At 31.5% G+C, this 13,154-nt stretch carries 16 protein-coding genes; 8 read left to right on the plus strand and 8 right to left on the minus strand.

Annotation, left to right across the window (positions count from 1 at the left end):
• Positions 1–15: 15 nt before the first annotated feature.
• A complete protein-coding gene (gene agrD / locus LQ686_RS03385) occupies positions 16–156 on the minus strand; it encodes a cyclic lactone autoinducer peptide AgrD (protein ID WP_107565491.1) in 141 nt (46 codons plus the stop codon).
• The gene (locus LQ686_RS03390; protein ID WP_107565490.1) at positions 153–728 is read right to left on the minus strand and encodes an accessory gene regulator AgrB; all 576 of its coding nucleotides are present in this window, start codon (positions 726–728) and stop codon (positions 153–155) included. Before LQ686_RS03390 ends, agrD begins: the two co-directional genes overlap by 4 nt.
• A gap of 475 nt (positions 729–1,203) precedes the next feature.
• On the opposite strand from LQ686_RS03390, the gene pglS reads away from it, so the two are divergent.
• From pglS to LQ686_RS03410, 4 genes are all read left to right on the plus strand, one after another.
• The gene (gene pglS, locus LQ686_RS03395) at positions 1,204–2,238 is read left to right on the plus strand and encodes a 6-phosphogluconolactonase (protein ID WP_107565489.1); all 1,035 of its coding nucleotides are present in this window, start codon (positions 1,204–1,206) and stop codon (positions 2,236–2,238) included.
• Positions 2,239–2,254: 16 nt separating this feature from the next.
• Positions 2,255–3,031: a carbon-nitrogen family hydrolase gene (locus LQ686_RS03400; RefSeq protein WP_103360858.1), complete on the plus strand. Its 777-nt coding sequence runs from the start codon at positions 2,255–2,257 to the stop codon at positions 3,029–3,031.
• A 132-nt stretch (positions 3,032–3,163) separates the two neighbouring features.
• The gene (locus LQ686_RS03405) at positions 3,164–3,898 is read left to right on the plus strand and encodes an ABC transporter ATP-binding protein (protein ID WP_233695092.1); all 735 of its coding nucleotides are present in this window, start codon (positions 3,164–3,166) and stop codon (positions 3,896–3,898) included.
• Positions 3,895–4,653 carry an ABC transporter permease gene (locus LQ686_RS03410; protein WP_239733166.1) on the plus strand — a complete coding sequence of 253 codons (759 nt, stop codon included), beginning with the start codon at positions 3,895–3,897 and terminating at the stop codon, positions 4,651–4,653. The genes LQ686_RS03405 and LQ686_RS03410 overlap by 4 nt, the downstream gene beginning before the upstream one ends.
• A 97-nt stretch (positions 4,654–4,750) precedes the next feature.
• Here the strand turns inward: LQ686_RS03410 and LQ686_RS03415 are convergent, their stop codons facing one another.
• Positions 4,751–6,130 carry an aldehyde dehydrogenase gene (locus LQ686_RS03415; protein ID WP_374229763.1) on the minus strand — a complete coding sequence of 460 codons (1,380 nt, stop codon included), beginning with the start codon at positions 6,128–6,130 and terminating at the stop codon, positions 4,751–4,753.
• 114 nt (positions 6,131–6,244) lie between these two features.
• Here LQ686_RS03415 and LQ686_RS03420 point away from each other — a divergent pair, with 114 nt between their 5' ends.
• Complete coding sequence (locus LQ686_RS03420) at positions 6,245–7,219, plus strand: Gfo/Idh/MocA family protein (protein WP_103360861.1); 975 nt, start codon at positions 6,245–6,247, stop codon at positions 7,217–7,219.
• Positions 7,212–7,514: a hypothetical protein gene (locus LQ686_RS03425; RefSeq protein ID WP_025905105.1), complete on the plus strand. Its 303-nt coding sequence runs from the start codon at positions 7,212–7,214 to the stop codon at positions 7,512–7,514. Before LQ686_RS03420 ends, LQ686_RS03425 begins: the two co-directional genes overlap by 8 nt.
• Before the next feature lie 42 nt (positions 7,515–7,556).
• Here LQ686_RS03425 and LQ686_RS03430 read toward each other — a convergent pair whose 3' ends face one another.
• Genes LQ686_RS03430 through LQ686_RS03440 form a run of 3 tightly spaced genes read right to left on the minus strand, consistent with a single transcriptional unit; the run spans position 7,557 to position 9,388 of the window.
• On the minus strand, positions 7,557–7,832 hold the full coding sequence (locus tag LQ686_RS03430) for a GNAT family N-acetyltransferase (protein ID WP_025905106.1): 276 nt from the start codon (positions 7,830–7,832) through the stop codon (positions 7,557–7,559).
• Positions 7,833–7,853: 21 nt separating this feature from the next.
• Complete coding sequence (locus tag LQ686_RS03435) at positions 7,854–8,780, minus strand: manganese-dependent inorganic pyrophosphatase (protein ID WP_107565486.1); 927 nt, start codon at positions 8,778–8,780, stop codon at positions 7,854–7,856.
• Positions 8,781–8,839: 59 nt separating this feature from the next.
• On the minus strand, positions 8,840–9,388 hold the full coding sequence (locus LQ686_RS03440; protein WP_103360863.1) for a cysteine hydrolase family protein: 549 nt from the start codon (positions 9,386–9,388) through the stop codon (positions 8,840–8,842).
• 88 nt (positions 9,389–9,476) lie between these two features.
• Here LQ686_RS03440 and LQ686_RS03445 point away from each other — a divergent pair, with 88 nt between their 5' ends.
• Positions 9,477–10,583 (plus strand): glycosyl hydrolase family 28-related protein, encoded by a 1,107-nt coding sequence (locus LQ686_RS03445; protein WP_103360864.1) that lies wholly within the window; start codon positions 9,477–9,479, stop codon positions 10,581–10,583.
• A gap of 14 nt (positions 10,584–10,597) precedes the next feature.
• Positions 10,598–11,050, plus strand: coding sequence for a DUF1801 domain-containing protein (locus LQ686_RS03450; protein ID WP_325167686.1), 453 nt, complete (start codon positions 10,598–10,600; stop codon positions 11,048–11,050).
• Between the two features lie 153 nt (positions 11,051–11,203).
• Here LQ686_RS03450 and LQ686_RS03455 read toward each other — a convergent pair whose 3' ends face one another.
• Both LQ686_RS03455 and LQ686_RS03460 read right to left on the minus strand, forming a co-directional pair.
• On the minus strand, positions 11,204–12,016 hold the full coding sequence (locus LQ686_RS03455) for a prephenate dehydratase (protein WP_107618078.1): 813 nt from the start codon (positions 12,014–12,016) through the stop codon (positions 11,204–11,206).
• A 14-nt stretch (positions 12,017–12,030) separates the two neighbouring features.
• A complete protein-coding gene (locus tag LQ686_RS03460; RefSeq protein ID WP_025905112.1) occupies positions 12,031–13,089 on the minus strand; it encodes a nitric oxide synthase oxygenase in 1,059 nt (352 codons plus the stop codon).
• Positions 13,090–13,154 lie beyond the last annotated feature (65 nt).

Here is a 13,154-nt window from a genome sequence, read left to right on the forward strand (position 1 = left end):
CAAATTATATATTACTTATTGTTTTTCGTTTAATAATTCTTGTGGTACTTCTGTTTCATCTAAGAATACGTTACAACCTCTAATTACCGCTTTTTCACCGATTGCTGAAAGGATATTTGATACTGATTTTGAAAATAGGCTAGATAATAAATTCATGATAATGTTTCCTCCTCTTTGTAAAATATAGGTAATAGTGATACTGCTTCAAAGATTAATCCTAAACATATTAATTGTTGATAGGGTTCTTTAAGGAATAAAGATAATACTATCAAAATTGTTGCTGCTAGGATTGATCTTAGTTTAAGTCCTTTTTTCCATTTGCCTAATATTGGGTGTTTCTTTGTTTGCATTGGTGCGTACTTTATAATGATAAGATAACCGACTAACGCTATGGCTAAGAATGGCCAATAGGGTATGTTGGTATTTATGATTATAAGTGGTGCAACGACAAACATGATTAGGCTTTGTATCGTACATAGAAATGTGGACTTAGCGTGCGCGCCAAACGCGAAATATCGAATGGCAAAATAACTAAGATGTACAATAAGTGTGTATAAAAATATATGGCATAGAAGGGCAGCGCCGTATATAACTATGGTCTTCATCATATTCCCTACAAATACTTCTAGTCCATACTTTACCTTTAAATAACTAACATGATCTAGATTATTTGAATTTTGAAGACTTGCAGCAATTTTATCTATTTGTGTTTGGACAGGTTGATACATAGCGCCCCTCCTTCATTATGATTATAGAACATATTGATTTACATTTTACTTCTTTTGCCTAACTGTATTATTTCAATGCCTAACTGTTTGAATTTATAATATATTTGTATTTTAACATAATTTTAATGCAGTTAAGAACTTAAATTAACGACTTAGGGAAAATATAAAATTCTATTATTGAAATACTATAATATATTTAGTGAATATTTAATTTTTTATGATAAATTAAGAAGTTTAAATATAAAGGAGGATCCTTTATGGCAGGCGATATCGTCAATGCTATTTGTAGTATTTTTAATTGGTTAGTGGAACTTTTTAATGGGTTGTTTACTTAAATATCTGCTGTGTTTGATACGTGGTTATTCATATAATAAATATTGTAACGTGTACCATTTGGTATGCGTTTTTATTATAGTTATTGAGCGTTTTCATGTAGAATGATATTAAAGAACAAATTAGGGAGGAATTTAATTTTATGAAAACGAAAGGTTATATTGGTAGTTATACGAAAAAAGAAGGAAAAGGGATTTATCGTTTTGATGTTGATGAGAATGAACAAACAATCGAGAAGGTTGAAGTTGGTTATGAAGTTGAAGCATCTACATATTTAACACAACATGGTCAATTTTTATATGCTATTAAAAGAGATGGCGATGATTGCGGTGTTGCAAGTTTTAATATTAATGAAGATGGTAGTTTAACATATATAAATGATTGCTTAGCTTCACAAGAAGGAACGGGTTGTCATATTTCAGTTTCTGAAGACGGTCAATATTTATTTGAAGCTGTTTATGGTAGTGGTTATGTAAGACTTTATAAATTAAATGCTGAAAATGGCGAAATTATTGAGCTAATAGATGTGTATAAAGGTGAAGGTCATGGACCAAATGAAGCAAGACAAGAAGGTAGCCATATTCACTTTGCAGAACAGACACCAGATTTAGATTATATCGTTACAGTTGATTTAGGTGCAGATGTGATCAGAACATTTAAATTCTCTGATGAAGGATTGGAATTATATGAAACATTAGAAGTCCAAGCTGGAAGCGGTCCAAGACATATTGCGTTCCATCCAAGTGGTGTATACGCATACTTAGTGAATGAACTGAGCAATACGATTCAAGTGTTGTCATATAAAAATGGTGTATTTGCAACGATCAGTCCAGCGCTATTAACGATTCCAGAAGACTTTGATTTAAATTCACAAGTTGCTGCTGTTAGATTAAGTCATGATGGACAGTTTATTTATGTTTCTAATAGAGGACATAATAGTATAGCTGTTTATAAAATATTAGGTGATGGTGCAAATGTTGAATTAGTTGAAATTGTAACAAGTGGTGGAACTTGGCCTAGAGATTTAAATATCACACCAAGTGATTCATTTATAGTTGTTGCACATGAACATTCATATAATTTAGTATTATTTAGTCGAAATAAAGAAACTGGTAAGCTGACAGAAATAGAGAACGAACAAAAAGCTGCAGAAGGCGTTTGTGTTCAATTTATATAATGGTAGGTGATGAACGTTGAAAATAGCACTATATCAGATGCATGTAATACCTGGAGAACCAGAAAAAAATATTGAAAAAATTAATCAATGGTTAGATGAGTTAGATGATGAAATTGACATAGCAGTGTTACCAGAAATGTGGAACACTTCTTATCGATTAAATGAGTTAACCGAACTTGCTGATGAAGATGGTCAAAGAATTTTACCTTTCTTAGAGCAAAAAGCAAAAGAAATCCACAAACATATTGTTGCTGGTTCAATTGCATATAAAAAAGGAAATGAAATTTATAATCGAACAATTGTCGTCAATAACGAAGGAAAGTGTATTAATACTTACGACAAAGCACATCTTGTGCCAATGTTTAATGAACATCATTTCTTAACTTCAGGTAGTAAGAAATCTACTGTATATGAGTTAGATGAAATAGAGATGGGAACGATTATTTGTTATGATTTAAGATTCCCAGAATTAACGCGTTCACTAGCTTTAGAAGATGCAAAAGTAATTTTTGTTTCGGCACAATGGCCGAAATCAAGAATTGATCATTGGAAAGTATTATTACGTGCTAGAGCAATTGAGAACCAAGTATATATTATTGCTTGTAATAGTGTAGGTACTTGTGATGATAATGAATTTGGTGGACACAGTTTAGCATATGCACCAGATGGAACACTAATCGACAGTTTATACTATGATGAAGATACATTAATCGTTGATATAGACTTTGATTCGCAAGAAAAAATTCGAGAAGCCATTCCTATTTTCAATAGTTTAAGAACAGATTTATATTAGGAAGATGTGGAAAGAGACTGAGACATTACATTTTGTCCCAGTCTCTTCTTATTATCTTACAAATGTCATATTGAACATTTTTAGAAAAAGTATAAAATCAATTATAAGACAGAAAATTGTAAAGGCATGGAGATGATTTATTTGGAAAGTAGTATAGCAGTCCAATTTAAAAATGTAGAATATGAAATAGAACGGTCTCTTATTTTAAAAGGTGTTACAGGTGACATTTATAAAGGTAAACTCACTTCTATAATCGGGCCATCAGGTGCAGGAAAATCAACACTGCTCTCTTTAATTAATTTGTTAAAGTCAAGTACAAGTGGCGAAATATTAATAGATCAACAATCTATTCAAACATATAATCCAATGGAACTTAGAAGAAAAGTACAATTGGTTTCTCAAGAAGCAACGGTGATTAAAGGAACTGTAAAAGATAATTTAGAACTGCCATTAATACTACAAAATAAAAAAATGACAGATGAAGAAGCTAAATATTATTTGAAGATAGTCGATTTGCCAGAAACTTTTTTGAATAAAAATAGTAAAGAATTATCAGGTGGAGAAAAACAAAAGTTATCACTAGCACGTTCACTCGTTAATAAACCTAAAGTGATATTGCTAGATGAAGTGACATCGGCATTAGATAGAAACTCAAAGCGTGCAATTGAACAGCTATTGCAAAAAATTATTAAAGAACACGAAGTTACCATGATATGGATTACACATGATATTAATCAAGCTTTTAGAATGAGCGATTACATATGGGTCATGATCAATGGAGAAGTTGAACAAGCTGATACAACTGAAAATGTTAAAAATTCAGAACAACCAAACGTCAGAAGCTTTATAGGAGAAAAATTAATATGAGTATAACATCAATTGTGTTAATGTTTATTTTTATAATTATTCCGATAGTTATTTCGAAAAGTTTTAATTTAGGATTAGAGAAAGATACATTAATTGCAGCTATTCGATCATTTGTTCAACTGTTAATTGTAGGGTATATATTACAATTTATATTTGATCAAGAAAGCCATATTTTTATCATTTTAATGATCATGCTCATAATAGGTGCGGCAACACAAAATGCGCGAAAAAAAGGTTTGGAAATACCAGGTATTACATGGAAATTATTATTGGCTTTTGTAGCAATAGAAGTCATTACACAAGGTATCTTATTAGGATTTAAAATAACACCACCAACAGCACAATACATCATACCGATAAGTGGCATGATTGTTGGTAATGCGATGGTATTAAGTATATTGTTCTTAAATAGATTTATGTCAGAAGTTAAACAAAATGAAAATGTGATAGAGCTTGTTCTTTGTTTGGGAGGCACGCCTAAACAAGCTATCCATAAGCAATTTATTACTTCTATACAGTCTAGTGTTATACCAACAATAGAACAACAAAAGACAATAGGGCTTGTCCAATTACCCGGTATGATGAGTGGTCAAATCATTGGTGGGGCAGATCCAATTGAAGCGGTACTCTTTCAAATATTAATCGTATTTATGTTATTAACAAGCGCTACAATGACGAGTGTGATTTTAGGTTTCTTATCATATCCAACTTTATTTAATAAAAAGCAGCAGCTCATTGAAAGTCAATATAAATAAAAATAAGCATGTGGTTAAGACGTTAATGAATGTCTATACCATATGCTTATTTTATATGCTTAAATTTAATTATGTCGCCGTTAGTAACACTTCTGCATTACTTTTTAAACATAGCTCTCACATATTTAGCTTTTCCTTTATAAGGTGGGAAAAGAACGCCAGTTTCTAGTTTGGTAGTTTTAAACATGATGCTCTTTTCATTGCTAAAGAGTTCAAATGAAGCTTTGCCATGATATTTACCAATTCCTGAATGACCGACACCACCAAATGGTAAGTTATGGTTACCTAAATGTAAAAGTGTATCATTGATACAACCGCCACCGAATGATATTCTTCTTACGACTTCATCAGTATGATTTTCGTCTTCACTAAATAAATATAATGATAGTGGCTTTGGTTTATTCTTGATAAATTGAATGGCGTCGCCGAATGCTTCATACGTCATAATAGGTAATATTGGACCAAAGATTTCATCTTCCATTAGAATATCATCGAATTTAACATTATCGACAATAGTCGGTTCTATATAGCGATTCTCTCTGTCCGAGCTACCACCGTAAACGATGTCACCATTAGTTTGATTAAGTAAATTCACTAATCGATCTGTATGACGTTCGTTTACGATTCTGCCATAATCTTCACTATTTTGTGCTGATGACGTATAAAACTCTCGAATAGTTGTTTGAATTGCTTTAATAAATTGTTGTTTAATCGATGCGTCGATGATGACATAATCTGGTGCTACACATGTTTGACCGGCATTAATGAATTTACCAAATGTGATTCTTTCTGCTGCTACTTTAATATTTGCAGTCTTATCTACAATTGCTGGACTCTTTCCACCTAATTCAAGTGCTACTGGAATCAGTTGTTTACTAGCTTGTTCGTAAACGATTTGTCCTACTTTAGTAGAACCAGTAAAGAATATAAAGTCGAATGGGTAAGTTAACAGTTCTTCAGTTACGGTTTGATCGCCAGTTATACAAGATACATATGCAGGATTAAATGCTTCATGTATAATTTTTTCTATCACAACACTAACATTTGGTGTGAGTTCTGAAGGTTTGATAACTGCACAATTCCCTGCAGCAATAGCACCAATTAAAGGTTCTATTACAAGTTGAAACGGATAATTGAACGGACCGATGATTAAGACTGTGCCATATGGTTCATTAATTGTGTAACTTTTACCTGGAAATAAAAACACAGGTGTATTCACGGTTCTTTTACTTGCTAAACTCTTGACTTCTTTTAGCATGAAAGAGATACTTTTGTAAATGTAACCAATTTCAGTAGCATAAGATTCAACAGAATTTTTGCCTAAATCTTGTTGCAATGCTGAAATTAAGGCACTTTCATTTGATTTAATAGATTTTCTCAGTGCTCTTAACTGTTTTTTTCTAAATTTAATATCTTTTGTTACATCACTATCAAAAAGTGATTGTAAGTTTTCGAATTGAGTCGCGATAGTCAATATGGATGTCTCCTTTATACTTCTATTGTTTATATTTTAACAATAGTTATAATTAAAAGCGAAGTGTTTATTTATGAAATTTTTATTTTTAAAAAAATAACGAAAAGGTGAAATAATATGAGATTTGGATTTATAGGTACCAATTGGATAAGTGATAAATTTATAGAGAATGGTTTAGAAGTTGAAGCGTTTGAACCTTATGCTGTCTATTCACGTACTGAAGAAAGAGCAGACTATTATAAGGAGAAACATCAACTTACTGAAACGTTCACAGATTTAGAGGTATTTTGTCAATCACCTAATTTTGAAGCGGTATACATAGCATCACCAAATGCGTTTCATTTTGAACAAGCAGAAATAGCGATTAAAAATAAAAAACATGTCTTAATCGAAAAGCCAGCGACAATTGTGCAAGAGCAATTTGAAGCATTATCTAAACTTGCTTATGAATATAATGTTACTGTTATGGAAGCGATGAAATCAACATTATTACCACCATTTGTAGAATTTACAAATGATCAAATTGATATTGGTGAAATTAGATATGCTGATTTTCATTATCACCAATATTCTTCAAGATACGATAACTATAAAAAAGGCATCATAGAAAATGCGTTTAAACCTGAGTTAGGTAACGGCGCTTTAATGGACTTAGGTGTTTATGCTGTAGCACCGATGATACATTTGTTTGGTATGCCACAAAGTATTAAAGCAAATGGTTTTAAATTAGATACTGGTGCAGATGGACAAGGTAATGCGATATTGGATTATCATACTTTCCAAGCAACGATTAGTTATTCGAAAATATGTGACCGCCCCAGCCCTTCAGAAATAGTAGGGGAAAATGGTTATGTATTAATTGATAAAATAAGTGCACCTTCAAATATAAAAGTATTTAATAGAGAAGGTGTATTACAGAAAGAATATAATAATGATTCACCGTTAACAATGAAAGATGAAATAATTGAATTTATTAATTGTGTACAGAATCATAAGGTAGAGTCATCTATTAATACACATCAAAGATCATTAGAAACGATTAAAGTATTAGATGAAATTAGACAGCAAATTGGAGTTCAATTTAATGTCTAAAAAGTACTTCATCATTACGGCTGTGATTATTATCGTTTTATTGTTAGTCGTGGCATTTGTGCCGTTTAAACAAAATCCATCTTCGACATCAAGAGTGGTCGTTGATCACTTTAATCATAAGTATGCATTTCCGAGTTGTTATGACTACGAAAAAGCATCAAATTATATTGATGAAGTAACATATAAAGATGCTCAAGATTTAAAATATCCGCCTATGAATACGTGCACAGAAGAAAAGGCAAAGCCTCAATATAAATCATTGCTTAAACGGTTATTAGAAAGTACAGAAATATAAAAAATCCTGACGAAATAATATCATTTCGTCAGGATTTTTTGATTATTTCTTTAATACATCGTGTGTGCTTTCATCTTTAGTCATAACATCTTTAACGTACGGACAAACTGGATCAATTACTTTCTCTTCAGATCTTGCTTTTTCAATAACAACATCAACCAATTTTCTAGCAATACCCTGTCCACGTAGTGAAGGATCTACAAATGTATGATCGACCACAAGTGTCTTGCCATCTAAGTCTTGATACGTGATTTCCGCTTCAAAATCATTCTCAGAATTGCCTACATAAAATTTGTTTGTACCTTGTTTGATTTCCATTTAAAGCACACTCCTTATAAATTATTTACCTAATAATTCATCAATAGGTGGAACGACTTGTTTCTTACGAGAAACAACGCCAGGTAATACAGCGACATTTCCATTTAATTCAGTGTTGAACGCTTTTGTTACGACTTGTTGTTCTTTACCTAAAGCAATAGCAGTTGAGTCACTGTTTAAGATATCTGTAATAACAAATACAAATAAGTCATATTGTTCTTTAGCAATAATTGCGTTGATTTCATTTTCAACGTCTTCTTGAATTTCAAGAACTTCGTTTACATCAACAGTATTAACTTGTGCAATACGTACGACTTTATCACCCATGTTGAATGATTTAGCATCCATATTTAAAAGGAATTCAGGTGATTTACCTTTTACTGAAGCACCAGCTTTTAACATTTCTAAACCATATTCATTTAAATCAACATTGGCAATTTTAGCTAATGCTTCACAAGCTTGTTTATCTTGTTCTGTGCATGTTGGTGATTTAAATAGTAATGTATCAGAAATAATAGCTGAAATCATAAGACCAGCAATTTCAGGTTTAATTTCAATACCATTTTCTTCGTACATTTTTTTTAGGATTGTAGTCGTACAACCAACTGGTTCAGCTCTGTAATATAATGGAGCTGCTGTTTCAAAATTGCTGATACGGTGGTGATCAACAACCATAGTAATTGTAGCATCTGTAATATCATCAGCACTTTGTTGGAATTCGTTGTGATCGACTAAAATAACGTCTTTACCTTTTAAAGGTGTTTCTAATAATGCAGGTGCTTGAACTTTGAAATAATCCAATGCGAATTGTGTTTCGTCTGAAACGTCTCCAAGTCTTGCTGCTTGAACGTCATTTCCAAGTTCTTTTTGTAAATCTTCCATTACTAATGCTGAAGCAATTGTATCTGTGTCAGGATTCTTATGTCCAAATATAAATGTGTTTACCAATGTAATTTCTCCTTTTGCTTTGAATATTCTGTCACTTTATTTTAACATGAACACCTTGTCTATTCTACAACTGCGCCTATACTATTTTCAAAATGTGTAAGCGCCCAATCGTGCCCAGCTTGATTAAAAGAAGCGACACAATTCTTAGGAATAATAATTTGATAATTTAAATTGTAAGCATCGACAGCAGTATGTAACACACAGATATCTGTACAAACGCCGACAATTTCAACAGTATCAATATGTCGTTCTCTTAATAAACTATCAAGATTTGTACCGAAAAATGCACTATATCTTGTCTTATCTATCCAAAATACATGATTAGAATGCTTGATTGAATCGTATTGAGGCTTTAATGAGTTATATAAATTTCTACCTTCTGTACCTACGATATTATGAGGTGGAAATAATTTTGTTTCAGGATGATATGGATCATTCTCATGGTGATAGTCCATTAAATAAAAAATTAAATCTTCATTCGAGTTGTATGTTTCGATTTTATGGTGAATATTTTGTTCAATTTCTTGACCAGGTTCTCCGCATGTTAACTTACCATCTGACGCAACGAAATCATTTGAATAATCAACGATAATGAGTGCTTTCTTCAATTATACTCCCCCTAATTGTTTATAAAATGTTTTCAGTGTAATATAAATATACATGCAAGTATACGCTATATTAAGGTGGTTATGAAGTATGAAGCATATTGTTAATGTAAATCGTTATGGTGCTAAAGGTGGTTGTGGAATAACAGATACAGTTGGTATTCAATTAGCTTTATTACAAGCTAAGAAAGGACCAGTAACAGTTTATATACCTAAAGGTGTTTATCATATTATTTATGAATTAGTGATATATGAGAATACAACGCTTATTTTACATGATGAAGCTGTATTAATCAGAAAATCGCCTACAGCTATGCTGAAAAACGGTCATAGATTAAAAAAATACTATGGCTACGATGGTCACGGTAATATCAATATTATCGGTGGGACATTTGATGCGTATGGACATACAAATAATACAAATAACACAATCATGTCTATTGGTCATGCACGCAATATTCAAATACATAATGTGACATTTAAGAATGTTGTTGGTGGACATGCGATTGATGCATGTGGCTTAGATGGCTTTTATGTAAATGAATGTAAGTTTCTTGGATTCCGTGACGATAGTGGAACGAGATTATTTAGTGAAGCAGTTCAAATAGATATTCAAACAGACGGTGCATTTCCTAAATTTGGGGCAACAGATGGTACGATAACTAAAAATGCACTAATCGAAAACTGTTATTTTGGAAATTCAGGTGATCCAAACATGTTACCTTGGAATAGAGCAGTTGGGTCTCATGCAAGTATGTATGATGTATTTTATGAGAATATAAATATTCAACATAATACTTTTGAAGGGTTAGGGGATTTCGCAGTTACTCTATTAAAAGCAAAAGATTCATCTGTTACACACAATCAATTTATAAATTGTGAGGGTGGCGTAAGATATTTAGCTGTACCCACAGGTAAATATTCATTAGATATCCATAAATTAAATAGAGGCGGACAAGCAGGGTCAACTATATTGATAGGTGAAAATACATTTAAAGATATTAAAAGTAAACCAAGTATTTTAATTAAAAGTTATGAAGACGTTATGAATAAAGATATTTATATTTATAATAATCATTTTGAAGGAGAGTCTTCAAATAATATTAAATTCATTAAGACGACAGATATTTATTTATACAATAACCGTAATTTAAGTAATATCAAACAAGATCAAGTTGAGAACCTTATTCATATTTAATTATAATGGAGGACATGATGAATAGCATAGACCGTTATATTGAACAAATTGATGAAAAGAAAAAAGAAACATATATTCATTTGCTAAATACAATCAAAACACATTTACCACCAGGCTATGAACTAGTCATGCAATACGGTATGCCGACATTTGTAGTACCTTTAGATAAATATCCAAAAGGTTATTTAAATAGAGTAGACGAACCACTTCCATTCATTAGTGTTGGTGCTCAAAAAAATCATATTGCCTTATATCATATGAGGTTATATGGGATGCATGAATTGAAAGATTGGTTTGAGAATAGATACAAAGAACAAGTACCAACTAAATTAAATATGGGGAAAAGTTGTATTAGATTCACAAACAATAAAAACATACCCTTTACTCTAATAGGTGAGTTGAGTGAAAAAGTCACTGTAGATGAATGGATACAAAAATATGAATCAGGACATAGAAATCAAAAATAATAGTTTTTGTGATTTTTACTTAAATTATACGAGAATGATTAGTGTTTTGCATAAAATCGTAGATTATAAAAAAGCACCTCATTATTACTGAATAAATCAGTATAATGAGGTGTTATTTAATTTGAGTTAGGAATTATGTCTCAAACTCTTTATTTATGTAATTCGCTTATCAAAATTACCTAGCACTTTTACATTAAAATCTAAAGTTTTTAGGATTGTGATGACTTTTTTCATTTCTACATCTTCAGCGCTACAATCTGCTTGAACAAAGAAATGATACATGCCGAGTTGCGTTTTGAGTGGTCTTGATTCAATCCATGATAAGTTAATATTAAACAAAGCAAATGTATTTAATATACTTGCTAATAAGCCTGGTTTATCTTGGTCAGGTGTAATTAACAAAATACTATCTGTTGCTTTTTCAACATGTTTTTCTTGTGCTGATAAAATTAAAAATCTTGTTGTATTATGTGGATAGTCTTCGATGTGTTCATGTAATGCTTCAACATCGTCATTAGGTTTTTCTAAACCAATTGGTGCTATAGCGCCAGTATGTGCATCTATTTCATCTAAACTTTGAACAGTACTGTCAGAATATCTGTATGCAAAGTTATGATTTTTAATGAATTTAGATGTTTGATTGATCGCTGGGGCAATAGAAACAACTTCTTTAATATCTTCTAATTTTGCGCCTTTTTGAACATAAAGAGAAAATGATATATCTAGATGTAATTCGTCTATAACGTGGATTTTCTGCTCTGTTAATGAATCGGCAATGATGTTGATTGTACCTTCGATAGAATTTTCAATTGGGGCAATTGCAATGTTCTGTGGGTCAGCTTCAATTGCTTTAACCACTTCGTATAAATTTGACTTAGGAATATATTCATTGATTTCATCTGGCTTATATTTAAGTGCTGCCATATGTGAAAATGTACCTAATGGTCCTAAATAATATAACTTCATAAATGACTTCCTTTCTAATGCATTGGACAACCTTGTTGATTTTGTCTATATAAAAAGTTTGGACTTCTCATCTCATTATCATAGCCTTTATGATAATTATGTACAAGTGAAGGTGAAAGGGGCGGTGCGAGCCAACTCCATTTTCCGGTCACTTTTCTATTGGCTTTACATTCATTTTCTTCAAATTTCTTAAATTGTTTAGAGGCATTATAATGATCAACAATCGCAACACCCGCTTCTTTATACGAATGATAAATAGCATAATTAAACTCTACTAAAGCTCTATCTCTCCAGTAACTTGATGTTGTCGTTGTATCAAAATCAAATGCTTCTGCAATGTCTTTTAATTTATTATAGCGATATTCGTCTGTAAAATTTCTAACGCCAATTTCAGTTTCCATGTACCACCCGTTGAATGGGGCAGTATGATAATATATACCACCAATTTCTAAATCCATATTTGAAATGATGGGTACTGCATACCATTTTAGTTGTAGTGATGCTAACTTAGGATACTGTTTATGAGTGATGTTAATTTCTTTAATGAGTCCTTGTGGATATTGATGGATTTTAGGGCGTTGTTGATTAATTCGAAACATTAATGGAAGCACATCAAAATCAGTATGAGGACTTTGCCAATTTAAATGGTGTGCTAATTTCGTCATTTTGATAGATTTAGGGTCGCCCTTATTTTCGTATCCTGCATATCTAATCAATTGTTCATTCATAATTTCTATTTGGTTATTATATATGCTTATCATTGGTTTGATTTTTCCGTCATTTGTAGCGTCTTTAATGTGATCTTCAATTGAAGCGATAAATGTTTGTTCATCTTGAATATGTCTTAAATCTCTAACCGTCAATTTATCCCAAAAAAGTCTACCAATACATCTATTTGAATTTCTCCAAGCTACTTTCGCACCATATTCTAATTCTTCGGTAGTGTGGGTATAAGTACCAGTTTTAGAAATTTCATGTTCTATTTCTTGTATTCTTTTATTCATTTGTAATTCTGATATTTCTAATTCTTTATACATATCTTTAATAAAAGCAGTCGCTTTATCTCGTAACATAAATACACCTCTATGTACTAGTATAAGCGACTGCTAATTTTTGACAATATATGAATTATGACAAT

It is taken from the genome of Mammaliicoccus sp. J-M41 (genome assembly GCF_022385935.1).
In the GTDB taxonomy this organism is placed as follows: Bacteria; Bacillota; Bacilli; order Staphylococcales; family Staphylococcaceae; genus Mammaliicoccus; species Mammaliicoccus sciuri_A.

Coding starts and splice junctions, on each gene's coding strand:
- LQ686_RS03460 (WP_025905112.1), bottom strand. CDS start 13,089: ATGTTACGAGATAAAGCGACTGCTTTTATTAAAGATATGTATAAAGAA.
- LQ686_RS03430 (WP_025905106.1), bottom strand. CDS start 7,832: ATGGAAATCAAACAAGGTACAAACAAATTTTATGTAGGCAATTCTGAG.
- LQ686_RS03405 (WP_233695092.1), top strand. CDS start 3,164: ATGATTTATTTGGAAAGTAGTATAGCAGTCCAATTTAAAAATGTAGAA.
- agrD (WP_107565491.1), bottom strand. CDS start 156: ATGAATTTATTATCTAGCCTATTTTCAAAATCAGTATCAAATATCCTT.
- LQ686_RS03420 (WP_103360861.1), top strand. CDS start 6,245: ATGAGATTTGGATTTATAGGTACCAATTGGATAAGTGATAAATTTATA.
- LQ686_RS03410 (WP_239733166.1), top strand. CDS start 3,895: ATGAGTATAACATCAATTGTGTTAATGTTTATTTTTATAATTATTCCG.
- LQ686_RS03390 (WP_107565490.1), bottom strand. CDS start 728: ATGTATCAACCTGTCCAAACACAAATAGATAAAATTGCTGCAAGTCTT.
- LQ686_RS03425 (WP_025905105.1), top strand. CDS start 7,212: ATGTCTAAAAAGTACTTCATCATTACGGCTGTGATTATTATCGTTTTA.
- LQ686_RS03445 (WP_103360864.1), top strand. CDS start 9,477: ATGAAGCATATTGTTAATGTAAATCGTTATGGTGCTAAAGGTGGTTGT.
- LQ686_RS03450 (WP_325167686.1), top strand. CDS start 10,598: ATGATGAATAGCATAGACCGTTATATTGAACAAATTGATGAAAAGAAA.
- pglS (WP_107565489.1), top strand. CDS start 1,204: ATGAAAACGAAAGGTTATATTGGTAGTTATACGAAAAAAGAAGGAAAA.
- LQ686_RS03455 (WP_107618078.1), bottom strand. CDS start 12,016: ATGAAGTTATATTATTTAGGACCATTAGGTACATTTTCACATATGGCA.